12 protein-coding genes and 1 pseudogene are annotated in these 15,785 nt (G+C 34.0%); 3 read left to right on the forward strand and 10 right to left on the reverse strand.

The genetic code is table 11. The features are described from left to right. The first annotated feature begins 14 nt into the window (after window positions 1-14). Complete coding sequence (lysS, locus tag H3T54_RS10350; protein ID WP_086353725.1) at window positions 15-1,529, forward strand: lysine--tRNA ligase; 1,515 nt, start codon at window positions 15-17, stop codon at window positions 1,527-1,529. Between the two features lie 122 nt (window positions 1,530-1,651). On the opposite strand, the gene H3T54_RS10355 is transcribed toward lysS, so the two are convergent. The 5 genes from H3T54_RS10355 to ung form a co-directional block, all read right to left on the reverse strand. After that, entirely contained in the window at window positions 1,652-3,016 is a 1,365-nt protein-coding gene (locus H3T54_RS10355; protein WP_198222425.1) for a hypothetical protein, read from the reverse strand. A 603-nt stretch (window positions 3,017-3,619) separates the two neighbouring features. Then, the gene (locus H3T54_RS10360) at window positions 3,620-4,873 is read right to left on the reverse strand and encodes a uracil-xanthine permease family protein (protein WP_370527379.1); all 1,254 of its coding nucleotides are present in this window, start codon (window positions 4,871-4,873) and stop codon (window positions 3,620-3,622) included. A 107-nt stretch (window positions 4,874-4,980) separates the two neighbouring features. Next, a complete protein-coding gene (upp, locus tag H3T54_RS10365; RefSeq protein WP_034902911.1) occupies window positions 4,981-5,607 on the reverse strand; it encodes a uracil phosphoribosyltransferase in 627 nt (208 codons plus the stop codon). A 161-nt stretch (window positions 5,608-5,768) separates the two neighbouring features. Further along, a complete protein-coding gene (gene gntR / locus H3T54_RS10370) occupies window positions 5,769-6,773 on the reverse strand; it encodes a gluconate operon transcriptional repressor GntR (protein ID WP_086363211.1) in 1,005 nt (334 codons plus the stop codon). Next, window positions 6,770-7,459, reverse strand: coding sequence for a uracil-DNA glycosylase (ung, locus tag H3T54_RS10375; RefSeq protein WP_198201816.1), 690 nt, complete (start codon window positions 7,457-7,459; stop codon window positions 6,770-6,772). Before ung ends, gntR begins: the two co-directional genes overlap by 4 nt. Before the next feature lie 392 nt (window positions 7,460-7,851). Here ung and grcA point away from each other — a divergent pair, with 392 nt between their 5' ends. Continuing rightward, complete coding sequence (gene grcA / locus H3T54_RS10380; RefSeq protein WP_034902904.1) at window positions 7,852-8,235, forward strand: autonomous glycyl radical cofactor GrcA; 384 nt, start codon at window positions 7,852-7,854, stop codon at window positions 8,233-8,235. A 61-nt stretch (window positions 8,236-8,296) separates the two neighbouring features. Here the strand turns inward: grcA and H3T54_RS10385 are convergent, their stop codons facing one another. The 4 genes from H3T54_RS10385 to H3T54_RS10400 are packed head-to-tail and all read right to left on the reverse strand — an operon-like array spanning window position 8,297 to window position 11,272. Next, window positions 8,297-9,352 (reverse strand): tyrosine-protein phosphatase, encoded by a 1,056-nt coding sequence (locus H3T54_RS10385; protein ID WP_198222421.1) that lies wholly within the window; start codon window positions 9,350-9,352, stop codon window positions 8,297-8,299. Between the two features lie 3 nt (window positions 9,353-9,355). Beyond that, entirely contained in the window at window positions 9,356-10,624 is a 1,269-nt protein-coding gene (locus tag H3T54_RS10390; RefSeq protein WP_165755923.1) for a PTS sugar transporter subunit IIC, read from the reverse strand. 25 nt (window positions 10,625-10,649) lie between these two features. Continuing rightward, complete coding sequence (locus H3T54_RS10395) at window positions 10,650-10,949, reverse strand: PTS sugar transporter subunit IIB (protein ID WP_198222419.1); 300 nt, start codon at window positions 10,947-10,949, stop codon at window positions 10,650-10,652. 5 nt (window positions 10,950-10,954) lie between these two features. Further along, complete coding sequence (locus tag H3T54_RS10400) at window positions 10,955-11,272, reverse strand: PTS lactose/cellobiose transporter subunit IIA (protein WP_198222417.1); 318 nt, start codon at window positions 11,270-11,272, stop codon at window positions 10,955-10,957. Between the two features lie 170 nt (window positions 11,273-11,442). Between H3T54_RS10400 and H3T54_RS10405 the strand changes: the two genes are divergently transcribed. After that, window positions 11,443-14,139 (forward strand): sigma 54-interacting transcriptional regulator, encoded by a 2,697-nt coding sequence (locus H3T54_RS10405; RefSeq protein ID WP_198222415.1) that lies wholly within the window; start codon window positions 11,443-11,445, stop codon window positions 14,137-14,139. Window positions 14,140-14,233: 94 nt separating this feature from the next. On the opposite strand, the pseudogene H3T54_RS10410 reads toward H3T54_RS10405, so the two are convergent. After that, window positions 14,234-15,613: pseudogene (locus tag H3T54_RS10410) on the reverse strand (PTS transporter subunit EIIC). Window positions 15,614-15,785: the final 172 nt, after the last annotated feature.

A 15,785-nucleotide genomic window follows, 5' to 3' on the forward strand; every position in this document is an offset into this window, starting at 1 on the left:
TAAAAGGTAATATTATGTCAACACAGCAAGAGCAACAAAACCATATTGAAGAGTTAAACAACGAGCTTACAATACGTCGTGAAAAGCTAGCTGCAATTCGCGAACAAGGCATTGCTTTCCCAAACGATTTTCGTCGTGATGCAATCTCAAGCGATCTTCATAAATTGTATGATGATAAAACTAACGAAGAGCTAATCGAAAATAAAATTATCGTTACTGTTGCTGGTCGCATGATGATGCGCCGTATTATGGGAAAAGCATCATTTGTATCACTACAAGATGTAACTGGACAAATCCAACTTTATGTCACTCGTGATGATCTACCAGAAAATTACTATAATGAACAATTTAAAAAATGGGATCTTGGTGATATTGTTGGTGCTAAAGGTTATTTGTTCAAAACCAAAACTGGTGAGCTTTCAATCCATTGTCAAGAAATTCGCTTATTAACAAAAGCACTACGCCCATTACCAGATAAGTTCCATGGCTTAGCCGATCAAGAAATGCGTTATCGTCAACGTTATCTTGATTTAATTACTAACCAACAATCTCGAGATACCTTTATTGCTCGTTCAAAAGTGGTGACTGAAATTCGCAACTTTATGCTTGAAAACCACTTTATGGAAGTTGAAACACCAATGATGCAAGTGATTCCTGGTGGAGCTTCAGCAAAACCATTTATTACTCATCATAATGCGCTAGATTTAGATATGTACTTACGGATTGCGCCAGAACTTTATTTAAAACGTTTAGTTGTAGGTGGATTTGAACGAGTATTTGAAATTAATCGTAACTTCCGTAATGAAGGGGTATCACCACGACATAATCCAGAATTTACAATGATGGAAATGTATATGGCTTATGCCGATTATAAAGACCTAATTGTATTAACCGAAGCATTATTCCGCCGTTTAGCTATCGCAGTAACTGGTGATGCAGTTGTACAGTATGGCGAACATACTTTTGATTTTGGAAAACCATTTATCAAAATGACGATGCGTGAAGCAATTTGTCATTATCGTCCAGAAACGAATAATGCGGATTTAGATGATTTTGATAAAGCATGTGCAATTGCCAAAGATGTGGGAATCAAAGTAGAAAAAGGTTGGGGATTAGGTCGAGTTGTAACTGAAATTTTCGAAGAAGTGGCTGAAGCTAACTTAATACAACCAACTTTTATCACCGAATATCCAGCTGAAGTATCACCACTGGCTCGTCGTAATGATGAAAACCCATTTGTCACTGACCGCTTTGAATTTTTCATCGGTGGACGAGAAATTGGTAATGGTTTCTCAGAACTTAATGATGCAGAAGATCAGGCGCAACGTTTTGCCGATCAAGTATCACAAAAGGATGCCGGTGACGATGAAGCAATGTTCTATGATGAAGATTACATCACCGCATTAGAACATGGTCTACCACCAACTGCTGGCTTAGGGATCGGTATTGACAGAACTGTAATGTTATTTACCAACAGTCATACTATTCGCGATGTCATTTTATTCCCAACAATGCGTCCAATTAAATAAGAATTGTTGCTTACTATTAAACCAAACTCACTTATTGAGAAATAAGTGAGTTTTTTATTTATCAAAAATAAATCTGTTTCATTTTAGGCGTATGGATTACGTCTTACAATATCACTTAACCGCTAATGATAGACACAGACAAGATTAACTCTACCGCCCCCCCAATTTCCTGTTAATTCAACATGACCGTATCTCGCAGAAACTATATACCGATAATTCTTATCCCAAGAATTGCCCTGGTTGATAACCTCATCTGTCCAGTACCACCAAAGGGAGGTTTGGAAGTCGTTAAAGTTGGCATTGTAATCACCCATATATCCCCACTCTGCAAATAAACCCGCACCGATGTTACGTTCATAATAAGCATCAGATGATAAAGGGGTTGCACAAACAAAACCTTGACATCTATAATTACTTGGTGGGCAAATTGCATTAGTTAAATCCTTTACTTCAGTAATACGATAACCAATCTTTTCACACCATGATATTTGGTCATAGTTGTAGTTTTTAGGCCCTCGATTGACGAACCATTGTTTTAACTGAAAACCATATTTAATCACTTCATTATCACTACTGTCTCGACCAACTAACTCGAATGTCTGGGGTAAAGAAGGGTTATATATACTATCGGGAGAATCTGATCCCCACTCAGTAGCAACAGGACCGGTTAGTTTAACTCGAACACTTGTACCGGAGGGATCTGCTTTAATACCTTCGCGTTCAACCTCTTCCCACTTTAAGGGTTGAGCAACACCACCTATAATTAAATCAAAATATAAACCATCCGCGCCTGTCGTTGGGAAGTTTAAACCATAAGTGGCCGAATAAAACGACTGGGTAATAAATCCATTTTCAGGATCCCAAATAGATGGAGGGCCCGCAAAGTGCCCCATATTTGTTACTTTTGAACCATATAATAAATTGGGTTTAGCAAAACACACTTTTGGCGATATTTTAGGATTGATATAATAAGTTGTATTACTCGCGTTAAAAGTATTACTATTTGGAAAGCCATAACGAGTAGTTAAGGCGCCATCAGTATTTGATAATGTTAATTTGTATGGCGCTTTACAGATATCTAATGTTGCATTACGTGCAACCGATTGATTATTTTTATCTACGATAGATAATGTTAAAGAACCAGTAGCGGTAACATTCTCATCGCCATCATCATCTCCAAAATAATTATATGGTTCTGCGACAAGTGAACTTAAATTTATTGAATAAGTATCAGTTGGCACTAACATGTCGATATTAGCAAACGTTTCACCTAAATTTGGTAATTCGATTGGCTTAATAAATGAATTATTTGTTGTAGGAGTGTATTTAGTTCCATTAGAGAGGGTTATCCCGAGCAGGCTATCGGTGTTAGTCACACGAGTCCCTCCTCCATCAAAGGTAAAATGAGGCGCATGACCATGAATAAGATTTGATGTTTCAGATGTTAATGCTTGACTAGAAAAGGATAGTTGCATAAAAGCAACCATTATTAACCCTAATAAAATCCGCCGAGATAAAAAAGAACGGCAAAAGGATTGTAAAAAAACGCAGAATTCTGCTTGATTTCGATAAAAAACAAAATATAGTAAAAAATGAATATTGGGAGCTCAACTTTGACGAATTTAAAATATATGTTGCCCATATTGGCTTTTGGAAATTACAGTACATCTAGACGATCTCGCCAATTAATATTTTTTTATTTAAATTTATATGCAAACTTGCAAATATTCAGTCGGAATTTTTTACTTAAAAGAGTAAAGTAGTATAGAGACAGAAAAATTTCTCGCAACTTTTTTAAAATACCTCTACTATCTAAAAGTTATTACTCACTTATTTATTCTAAATAACATACTATAAATAAAATGTGTTTTATTATTTTATTGAGCAGAAATAATAGTTATTAAGTTATCCTCAACGCTTTGGATCAGAGTTGGCTTATTATATTTATGAATACTTTTTATAAAAGTTAGTGCTTGCTGACTAAAATAATTATTTATTAAGTAAAACGTAGAGATCTTATAGAGTAGTAAAAAAGAGGAAATATGATTAGCCGTTAATCGATTTTATAATTAACGGCCAGAATGTTTATCTTAGTTATTTGTTTTAGTTTGTTGCGGTAAGATTAAATTTAACACAATGGCTAAAATCCCACATAAACTAATACCCTGTAATGCATAAGAACCAAAATCGAAGATCATGCCACCAATACCAAATACTAGTACTAAAGAGACGATACACATATTCCGTGATACAGAAAGATCGACTTTATGTTTGACTAAAATATTAATACCAACCGAAGCAATTGAACCAAATAACAACACCATGATTCCACCCATTACGACAGTTGGAATTGAACTTAAAAATGCCCCTATTTTACCAATGAAAGACATTAAGATTGCCCATAATGCAGCCCAAGTCATTACCTGAGTTTTAAAATTGCGGGTTAAGGTTACCGCACCAATAACTTCGGCATAAGTAATACATGGAGGCCCACCAAAAAATCCTGCTGTTGTAGTAGCCAATCCATCACCCAATAATGTCCTCTGTAAACCTGGTTCACGAGTATAATCTTTACCTGTTACAGAGCCAATTGCCATAATATCACCCACATGCTCAATTGTTGGAGCAATCACAATAGGAATCATATATAAAATAGCTTGCCACTGAAACTCTGGAAATGTGAAATCAGGCACTTTAAACCATGGTGCATCAATAACCGGTTGAAAATTGATAATACCAAAAGCACATGAAAGTGCATATCCAACCACAATACCGGCAATAATCGGAACTAATCTAAAAAAGCCTTTTGCCCAGATAGCAACAATTAAAGTCGTTAACAAAGAAGCCATCGAAATAATGATAAGTTGATAGTTTTCGGCTTGAAGTCCACTATCTTTACCCATAGCCATACCAACTGCAACTGGGGCTAATGATAAACCAATTACCATAATAATTGGCCCTGTAACTACCGGTGGTAAAATCCGATCGATAACATTGTTACCATTAATTTTGACCAGAAAAGCAAAAAACATAAATACCAAACCAGCGGCAACCAATCCACCTAAAGTTGCCGGTATTCCCCATTGAGCTACTCCAAAAGAAATTGGTGCAATAAAGGCAAAAGAAGAGGCTAAAAATACCGGTACTTTATTTTTAGTTGCAAGTTGAAATAACAATGTACCGACACCGGCAGTAAATAATGCTACATTTGGATTTAAACCAGTTAACAATGGTACTAAGACTAAAGCACCAAAAGCGACAAATAGCATTTGAGCACCAGTAAAAATATCTTGCCAGGCTGGTTTTAATGGTGAAGTATCCTTTTTAATTTCATCATTATTGATTTTAACCACGTTTTCCTCTCTTCTTAAACTTCTTTTTGCTAATAGCAAATTAATTATTAAATAGCAGACATAAAAAAACCGGATAAACCGGTCTAAAAATTGAGATTTTATTTAGTGCCAAATATTTTGTCTCCGGCATCACCTAGTCCAGGTAAAATATAACCTTTATCATTTAGGCGTTCATCAATTGATGCCGTATAAAGTTCAACATCAGGATGTGCTTGTTCTAATACTTTGATACCTTCTGGCGCAGCAACTAAAACTAACACTTTGATATTTTTACAGCCTGCTTTCTTAAGTAGATCAATAGTTGCTACCATTGAACCACCGGTTGCTAGCATCGGATCAACCACTAACGCCATTCGCTCTTCAATATCAGAAGTGAGTTTTTGGAAATAAGGAACAGGTTCAAGTGTTTCTTCGTTACGATAAAAACCGACAACACTAATTCTTGCACTAGGTATGTGTTCTAATACGCCATCCATCATACCTAAACCAGCACGTAGAATAGGAACAACAGTAATCTTTTTACCTTTAATACGTTCTACTTGCACAGGGCCACACCAACCTTCAATGGTTACGGTTTCTGTTGGTAAGTTAGCGGTTGCTTCATAAGTTAATAAACTACCAACTTCACTGGCAAGGTTTCGGAAATCTTTTGTGCTAATATCGTGTTCACGCATTAAGCCAATTTTATGGCGAACTAGAGGGTGTTTTACTTCAACAATTTTCATGGGGGCCTCAGTGTTATTCTTTGATGATCTAATTAGTAGGTGTAAATAACCACTGAGAGGCGATTTTAGCATAGATATCAAATCATGAAAACCTGAAATCCATCCAAACCTAATCAATAATGTGATAATGATATAAATTTTAGAAAAGATTTTAAAATTGATTACAAACTTTCACCATCAAGATATTCAACAGGTAAATCGATGACTTTTTCAGCTATATTTTCACCGTTTATACGTTTCAAGAGTAATTCTGTAGCAATTTTTCCCATTTCAATTCTTGGCGTATGAATGGAAGCTAATTTAGGATTCATATACTGGCCAATTTTATGGCCATGAAAACCAACAATCGCAATTTGTTTTGGTATTTCAATACCAATACGTTGACATTCAAGTAATACACCTAAAGCCAAATCATCATTGGTACTAAAAATACCATCAACACATGGATATTCTTTTAATATCTGGTGTAAAAATCTCGCCCCCAAATCATAAGATGAGGCTTCTTTAGTAGCTAATGTTTTAGGCGTTAATCCTGCCTCTTGCATGGCTTTTTCATAACCTTGTTGCCGAATGATACTACGTTGATCTTGTCTTGCACTAAAATAAACAATGTGACGTCGTCCTTTATTTATCATGCGATGAATCATATTTTTTGTAGCAGTGAAATTATCAAATCCAACCGCCATATCAATGCAAGGCGACACGCTGTCCATAATTTCCACTACTGGGACACCTGAAATTTCAATCATCTTTAAGGTAGCTGGATTATGTATCCTTTCCGTCAAAATTAATCCATCAATATTATAAGACAATAAAGAACGGACTCGTAACTCTTCTTTATCAGCGTTATATCCGGTGTGAGTGATCATGGTTTGATAACCTTGCACGTCGGAAACCATCTCAATACCTTTTAAAATATCAGCAAAAACTTGGTTAGTTAACGAGGGAAATACAACTCCAATAGCATGACTTTTGGCATTTGATAACATATCAGGAGCTTTGTTAGGGATGTACCCGAGCTTATCAATAGCCGATGATATTTGTAATTGAAGTGATTCAGATACAAGCTTAGGATCTCGCAAAAAGCGACTTACTGTCATTTTGCTGATCCCAACTAAATTAGCAATTTCCTGTAAGCCTGGACGGCGTTTCTTATTACTACTCATTTACTTTTTTCCGGTAATCGTGGTTGCCAATCGATAGGTGTTTTACCATGCTGTAAAATAAAATTATTGGCTTTTGAGAAGTGTTTACAACCGAAAAATCCACGATGAGCCGATAATGGCGATGGGTGTACCGCCGTTAACACATGGTGTTTTTGACGATCAATAAATTGACCTTTCTTTTGTGCTGGTGACCCCCAAAGTAAAAAAACAACACCCTCTAGATATTTATCAATTGCCGCAATAACATGATCGGTGAAGGTTTCCCAACCTATTTTGGCATGCGAGTGAGCTTGTCCTGCTTCAACCGTTAATACGTTATTGAGTAATAAGACACCTTGAGTAGCCCAATAGCCTAAATAGCCATGATTAGGTATCGTGAATCCTTCAATATCAGTTGCTAACTCTTTATAGATATTTATAAGCGAGGGTGGCGGTTTAATTCCGGGTAATACAGAAAAGGATAAGCCATGAGCTTGATTTGGACCATGATAAGGATCCTGCCCTAATATCACTACTTTAATATCACTAAATGCCGTAAAACGAAAAGCATTAAATACATCGTGCTGAGGTGGGTAAATAATTTTACCTTGTGCACGCTGCGTTGCCACAAACTGCATTATATGTTGAAAATAGGGCTTCTCTTTTTCAGAGCCAATAACATCATTCCATGTTAATTGATTACTCATATTTGACCTTTACAATTGTTTTATCTAGTTCAACACTGGATTTATTGATGATATTAATTATACCTAAAAATACCAATAAACCTACTGATAATCAATGATGAGAAAAGTACTCTTCATTCAACAGTAAATAAGCGTTCAACGAATAAAAAGATGAATAAAATACCTTGTTTAGTTTAAGATCATCAAAATATTACTTAAATTGCAAATGACAATAAAAGATTACCTTTTAATAAATATAAAGTTATTTGCAAAAATCAGGTCAACCCACACAATCAACGGTAAAACTTATCAGATTAATAGCTTTTTTTGACTTTAATCAAATTTTGAAAGTGCTATATTACTTATAAATAATTTAGGACAATAAGGTCCAGATCCATTAGGAGGATTTAAAAATGATTACAGGTATCCAAATTACTAAAGCAGACAATCAAGCACTACTTAACTCTTTCTGGTTATTAGATGATTCAACCAAAGAAGCTCGTTGTGTTGCTGCTAAATCAGTTTACAAAGAAGATCAAATCGTCCCAACTGCGGAACTTGGTCAATTCGAATATCGTGAAGTTCCATTAGATGTAGCACCAACAATTAAAGTTGAAGGTGGTCAACATTTAAATGTAAACGTACTTCGTCGTGAAACATTAGAAGATGCAGTACAACACCCAGAAAAATATCCACAATTAACAATTCGTGTTTCTGGTTATGCAGTTCGTTTTAACTCACTAACTGCTGAACAACAACGTGACGTTATTGCTCGTACATTTACTACTAAAATGTAATTTACAGAGTATGAAATAGTATAAATTAGATTAACCCAGTTTAATTACTGGGTTAATTTTTTTAATATAGATAATTTTGTTTTATTTTTTCTCTCTCGCTTTCTGTTATTTTTAACGCTTTAGTTAAATATTCTGCAGTTGACCCGAATCTTGTACGCATTTCATCAAATGCAGCTTCAAGGTAACTACTACGCGCTTCCATCATAGAATACAAAAAAGCTAAAATTTCAGCATTATCAGTCTCTTTTTTATATTTCTCCATTCTACACATATTACGCGAATACCTTAATTCACTAGTCATTGCATAATCTAATAATATAGTTTGTTCATCAACACCTAAAATAGCTAATATAATAGCTATACCGAAACCAGTTCTATCTTTACCTCCTCGACAATGTTGTACTATCGCTAAGTTTCGGCTATCTAAAATAATATCAATAAGTTCTCTATATATTTTGGCGGTTTCAGGATTACGGATAAAATCACGATTTTGTTCTTGCATAATTAGTCCAGAACCATCAATAACCATCTTGCCATTTTTAATTTGGCTTAAACTAATGAGTTCCTGTATTTTTTCATGATCATTACTAGCCTTAGCAGCTAATTCTGCTGAAGATGCATCGGGAATTAAACGAAGTGTATTTAGTTGATTATTCCACAAACGATTGGGCTGTTTGCTGTATTCCTTTTCATTACGATAATCAATAATAGTATGAAAATTTGCTGTATTTAAATATGCGATATCCTTATCTGTCAAATTATGTAAATGATCTGAACGATAAAGATTACCCCATCTAACAGTTTTACCATCACCAGTTCTATAGCCACCAATATCACGAAAATTATTTGCACCTTCCAATGGTAGAACACGTTCAGCAGTCACATAATTTTGACCATTAATATCAAGGATAAAATAGCAACGTTTATCATCAAGAATATCTAAATCAATGCTTGATTGTGTTGTTTGGGTAAGGATAGTTTTTTCTGCATTTTTTATATCAGCACTATCACTCAAATAAATTTTTACCTCATGCGACTTTGGTGGTGATTGCCAACTTAGACGCACACGGTTTGGTGATAATCGTTCAACAGCATTAATTATAATATTATTGTGCATCTATTATTTCTCCGTTGCCGCTTGTTCAATACTGAGTTTTTGTTTATCCATGTAACGAACAAATGGAAAATAAACCAACATAGCAACAACTAACAATACCACATGCCATATTGCCATTTGCCAACCACCAATCATAAATCCTTTAATAATTTCAGGCGTTCCAGCCGTTGGTAGAGGCATACCATTAACACGAGGAATAATACCGATCAATGTAGCAAAATAAGATAAGCCGACATTAATTGTTCCAGCAAAAATCAACGGTAAAAATAAAATTGGATTTAATACCATAGGTAAACCAAATTTATAAGGTTCACTAATACCAAAGCAACCTGGTATAAAGCCAATCTTACCTAAACTTTTCATTTGTTGGCTCTTACAGCGTACTAATAAAATAGATAATGCTAAATAACGCGGTCCTTTTTGTGCATTAATAAATGTCATTGTGACAATAAATGGTAACGCTTGACCTGCTTGAAATGCTTCTAAATTGGCGATATCAAAAGGATAGAATAAAGCATATAAGATAGCCGAAGTCGCCATTGAACCGTGAATACCAAAGAACCATAAAAATTCCGCTAAAAATACAATTAATAACGCTGCTGCTAAACTTGCACCTAAGCCTTGAAGCGGTACTTGAATTATGGAATAAATTAAATTATGTACATTATCAAATTCAGTAAGACCAACTAACGCATTAATTAGAGCAAAGACTACGGCAATAATAAATGCGGGAATAAGACTCGAAAAAGATTTTGATACAAAATCAGGTACTGACTCAGGCATTTTTATCGTTAGTTTACGATTAAGTAAGAAAATATAAAAACGTGTAGCAAATAATCCTACTAACATCGCAACAATCATTCCTCTTGATCCAACATACAAGAGATCAATGGCTGCAATACCGTTGGTTTTCATTGGAGTGATAAAAAGAAAAGCCATTAGCCCCATTAATGCAGCTAAAATACCATCTTTTTTATGTAATTCTGCCATCTTATAGGCAATAGCTACCACGACATAGAGTGAAATCACGTTCATGGTGACTACTGAAGCAACTTTAAAAGCGGATTTTAATCCTGTTGCCACTAATACTGCCTGATAAGATTCAATATTTAAACTATTTAAAACCGCAACAATCGAGCCCACCATCATGACAGGTAATAGCATCATCATGCCACTTGAAACAGCTTGCACAGAATAACTTGATTGAATAGAGCCAATAACTTTTTGCAATTTTGCTCTAAAGCTCATTAGTGTTTCTTTATTATTTATCATAATAAAATCTCTCTTATTAGCTGATTCATTTCTCTAAAATTTCTAAGGCAGTTTTTAACACCTTTTCACCATTCATTGTTCCATAGTCAAGAGAGTCAATAACCACTATCGGGATGTCATACTGTTTTTTTAAGTTTTCATAGATATATTCTATTTGCGGCCCTAACATAATAATGTCCAGATCATCATATTGATCTAATTCAGTTTCGCTTACTGCATTAATATTGGCATCAATACCCATTTTTTCCGCAGACTCTTTCATTTTTTTGACTAACATACTGGTAGAGAATCCACCCATACAAGCTAGCATAATGTTATAAGTCATATTAATTACCCCTTTAATTGTTTATCTTTTAATATTTCTATAATTTCAATGGCCAAATCTCGCATTGAAATTGCATTCATTAAGTGATCTTGAGCATGAATAATCAGTAACGAAACTGGAATATGATTACCCTGAATCTCGTTTTGAATTAATTCAGTCTGTGTTTTATGCGCAATGGCTAAAAATTTTTTTACTTCTTCAATTAAACTATCGGCTTGTTCAAAATTACCTTTACGAGCAGCTCTAATTGCTTTTAGGCAGCGACTTCTTGCATCACCGCTATTGGTAATTAGTTGCATTACAATCTCTTCATACTCATTCATTAATTTTTCCTCAGTTTGATATATTTCATGTAATAAATAACAGCAATAACCGTGCCAAAACAAAATAAATTAAAAATAATCAATAAGTAATTTTTTAAGTTGCTAATGTGTTTTTATGTGTTTTAATACACATTGAAGAATGGATTTGCTAAAACACATTAGGATGTGAAATGTTAAGAATTGAGATTATTTTCCAAAAATTACAGGAATTAACGCTAAAAAACAGTGAAGGAGTTACTACTTCTGAACTTGCCACATTACTGAATTATTCTCGCGCAAATGTTAGCCACGAATTAAATCAGCTTATTAAGCAAGGAAAAGTGGTTAAAGATAAAGGAAAACCAGTCAAATATTCTATTGCTAAATCTTCGATAAAAACCGAAAACAAACCAAATTTCAAATTTGGTGAATTCAAAAATTTCATCGAGTCTAGCACCAGTTTGCATACCTTGATTGAACAAGCTAAAGCAGCCATATTTTACCCTCCTCATGGTATGAATATTTTAATTACTGGTGAGACTGGGGTTGGCAAATCACTGTTTGCCGAACTGATTTATAACTATGCTAAAAGTGTCAATAAAATTAGTCCTGATGCGCCATTTATCCATTTTAATTGTGCTGATTACGCCTCAAATCCACAACTACTTTTAACCCAATTATTCGGCTGTAAAAAAGGTGCCTATAGTGGTGCAATCGATGATCGTGAAGGTTTAGTTGAAAAAGCGCACACCGGGCTGTTATTTTTAGATGAAGTTCACCGTTTACCTCCAGAAGGCCAAGAAATATTTTTTACTTTTATTGATAAAGGCCTTTTTAGACGACTAGGTGATACCGTAGAACGAACCGCACAAGTTCGTATTATTGCCGCAACGACAGAAGATCCTAATTCAGCATTATTGCGTACATTTACTCGTCGCTTTCCTATGAATTTAACAATTCCGCCTTTAAGAGCAAGAACTTTTGAGGAAAGGTTTAATCTAATTCAAAATTTCTTTAATACCGAATCTGCACAATTAAAAGAAAAAATTGTCGTATCAAGTAATGCCCTTCGCGCTTTGTTAGGCTATAACTGCCCCAATAATATAGGGCAACTTGAAGCTGATATTCGTTTTATTTGTGCAGCCGCCTATGCCAAACATATTTCCTACAGTAATTCAGAGTATATTTATATTAATAGTGCTCTATTACCAAATCACATCAGTGAAGCATTATTGATTGAAACACAACATCGTCAAACGTGGAATAAAATCATTGGTATTAATCGAAAAAATATTATATTTCAGGGAGAAAATAATAAGATCCTATATGAAAATAATAAATCGAATGATATTTACGATATCGTAAATCGAAAAATCGCTGAATTAAAAACTCAAGGTAGGGAAAATTTCGAACTCGAAGAAGAAATTGAACAAGAAATTCAGGATTATTTTTATACTTATATTTATAATAATACTAAAAAATATGATAAGAATAAGTTGAAAAATATAATTTCAACTAAAGTATTACGTTTGACTGAAGCCTTAATTGAACAGGCTGAAAACAGTTTACAGTGTAGCTTTAATAACCGTATTTATTATAGTTTAGCTAACCATATCGAACAGACATTAAAGCGAATAAATAGCAATCAAAAGATTAGTCATCCGCAATTAAATAAAATCCGAACGAATTATCCAAATCAATTTAATGCTGCACTTGATTGTCTTACAATGATTGAACACATTATGGATACGACACTGCCCATCGATGAAGCAGCTTATCTGGCCATGTTTTTTATATATGGTACTAATAATCCTATTTTACCTTCAAATAATGTGCAAATTGTCGTTATTGCTCACGGAGATAAAACCGCAACTTCAATCACGAAAACAGCACATGACTTACTTAACATTGAATATGCACTTGCTTTTGATGTACCACTTGATGAATTGCCACAAAAAATTCTCGAAAAAATTATTAACCATATTCAATTAACTAAAAATAAATCAGACATGCTATTACTGGTTGATATGGGATCTTTGAAAAATTTTGGTGAAGAGATAGAGGCAAAATGCAATATTAAAACCAAAACAATTCAACTTGTTAGTACTTTACATGTTATTGAAGCAATTCAAAATGCAATGAACGGATATTGCTTAGAAGAAGTATATGAGAATGTGTTACAAATTCATATGCTTAATCAAGCACCATTAGTATCAGCACCGCAAGAAGAGAGTTTAGTTAATAAAAAATTAGCTATTTTAATTATTAATGTACCGAATAAAAGTACCAATATCACCATAGATTTATTAAATAATGTACTTTCATACCGACAAAATATCTTAGACATTATTGCACTTAGTTTATCTCACGAAGATGATAAATTATTTAAAGAAATCGAAGAAATTCAGCAAAGCCATACTATTGTTGCTATAGTGAGCCCATTTAACTTTAATACGTCAATAAGCCAGTTCGATTTAACATCATTAATTTATCCGGACAATATTAAGAAATTACAGCAATTAATTGATATTGAAACCATTTACTCTTTAATCGAAAAAACACTTTCGAATATTTTATCCAATATTGAACCGCGCGATTTACTAACCGATATTAAGCATTTTAATGAAAATATAACCCGTAAATTTAATATTAGAGTATCAAATAATACTTTGATTGGACTGGTTATGCATATCGCTTGTATGCTTGAACAGATAATTAATGGCGAGCAGAGCAAAGTTAAATTTATTGATAAACAAAATTATATTCGTAAATATAGGAATGAATATTCAATTATTAAAGATGAATTAGTTATCTTCGAAGAAAAATATAAAATTACCATTCCTGAAGAGGAGATATGCTATATATTAAAATTCTTTAACCACCTTTAGAAAAGGTGGCAATATTAAGTCATCCTTTTGATATAACCTGATCGATAAAGCCCGTAATATCACGAGCTGTTATGAGGTTATTTAAAAATTAGGCCTATTTTTTGCCAACAAAAATATAAGCCATTATGAACGATGAGCAAATTGATATTAATACCCCCAATATTGCAAAGATAAAGTATGGACCAATATAGGCGGGTAAACTAAAGATACTCGATAGAATATAGCCATATAACCTTACACCAAATAAAGCAATAAAAGCGGAGGCAATCGCACTACCGGCAGTTGCGGCAATAAAGGCTTTTTTATACTTGGTTAATACACCGAATAGAGCTGGCTAGGTGATACCTAATAATGCAGATACTGCGGCAGAAACAATAACCGTTTTTTCTTGCTTATTTTTCGCTTTAAAATACATAGCAGCAGTCGCACCAGCAATGGCCATATTTGCCATAAACATCATCGGCATCAACATATCATAGCCTAATTCAGCAAAATTCTGCAACGCTATAGGGGTCATTGCATGATGCATACCCGTCAAAATAGCGACCGGTCGAATTGCGCCAACAATAGCGCCAGCAAACACAGCAGAAACATCAAATAGCGACCGGATAAATAGTGCTAACAATTTACCTAAATAGATACCTATAGGACCAATTACGGTAAGAGCCAATAAACCAGCAATAAATAAAGTTACCGTTGGAGTGAAAACTGTTTTGAGTACATTAGGCATAATTTTATCAACGAATCGATAAATATAACTTAATGCCAGTACAGAGAAGATAATAGGAATAACACTACCAGCATAGTTAAAAATCGATATTGGTATCATATCCAAAAAATAATAAAAACTGGCAGCATCAGGATTAGTTACTAGTAATTTTGCCGCATCAATTAAAGTTGGATACATCAAACAAGCGGCGATTGCAGCGGCTAAATACTCATTAGTTTTAAATATTTTTGCTGCCGAAACCGCCAAAAAAAATGGTAAAAAGTAAAACACACCACTAGCGATTAAATCGATAATAATAACTGTATCACTGGTTTTAGGAACGACTTTTAACGCAATGAGACCAGCAAGTAACCCTTTAATCATCCCCGCGCCAGCAATCGCCGGTACGATAGGACCAAAAACACCAGACACCGTATCCATAAACAAAGAAACAATGCCTTTACGTTCTTTGGCAGATTCTTTGGATAGTTGTTTAGCTTGATCATTTTCTGGCGTTTGTAATCCTATTTCATCAGCCAGAATGTCAAAATAAACTTTAACTTGAGTACCTACTACAATTTGGCATTGATCACTTTGAAATTGAGCACCAATTACCCCGGTAATTTTTTTAATTTCATCCCAATTGACCATGGTTTGATCAACTAAATCAAATCGTAAACGTGTCATACAATGCCAAGCATTTTTAATGTTTTCCTTACCACCAATATTAGCGATAATTTTTTTAATACTTTCTTGTTTACTCATTAGAACCTCAATCGTCCCTAGAATTGGTTTAATTAAAATAATAGAAACTTTAAATTATCAATACAAGAATGAAAAGTTTGATCTAGATCACAAAAAAAGGGGTTTTAACACTGAAATTTACTATATTTTTCAATTGGTATGCTTTTTATCGACAATTTTAATTCAAATTTGA

This window comes from Gilliamella sp. B14384G10, assembly GCF_016101685.1.
In the GTDB taxonomy this organism is placed as follows: domain Bacteria; phylum Pseudomonadota; class Gammaproteobacteria; order Enterobacterales; family Orbaceae; genus Gilliamella; species Gilliamella apis_A.

Bases quoted from the DNA above. Each gene is read 5' to 3' on its own strand.
- lysS (WP_086353725.1), top strand. From the start codon at position 15: ATGTCAACACAGCAAGAGCAACAAAACCATATTGAAGAGTTAAACAAC.
- H3T54_RS10355 (WP_198222425.1), bottom strand. From the start codon at position 3,016: ATGGTTGCTTTTATGCAACTATCCTTTTCTAGTCAAGCATTAACATCT.
- upp (WP_034902911.1), bottom strand. From the start codon at position 5,607: ATGAAAATTGTTGAAGTAAAACACCCTCTAGTTCGCCATAAAATTGGC.
- gntR (WP_086363211.1), bottom strand. From the start codon at position 6,773: ATGAGTAGTAATAAGAAACGCCGTCCAGGCTTACAGGAAATTGCTAAT.
- ung (WP_198201816.1), bottom strand. From the start codon at position 7,459: ATGAGTAATCAATTAACATGGAATGATGTTATTGGCTCTGAAAAAGAG.
- grcA (WP_034902904.1), top strand. From the start codon at position 7,852: ATGATTACAGGTATCCAAATTACTAAAGCAGACAATCAAGCACTACTT.
- H3T54_RS10385 (WP_198222421.1), bottom strand. From the start codon at position 9,352: ATGCACAATAATATTATAATTAATGCTGTTGAACGATTATCACCAAAC.
- H3T54_RS10390 (WP_165755923.1), bottom strand. From the start codon at position 10,624: ATGATAAATAATAAAGAAACACTAATGAGCTTTAGAGCAAAATTGCAA.
- H3T54_RS10395 (WP_198222419.1), bottom strand. From the start codon at position 10,949: ATGACTTATAACATTATGCTAGCTTGTATGGGTGGATTCTCTACCAGT.
- H3T54_RS10400 (WP_198222417.1), bottom strand. From the start codon at position 11,272: ATGAATGAGTATGAAGAGATTGTAATGCAACTAATTACCAATAGCGGT.
- H3T54_RS10405 (WP_198222415.1), top strand. From the start codon at position 11,443: ATGTTAAGAATTGAGATTATTTTCCAAAAATTACAGGAATTAACGCTA.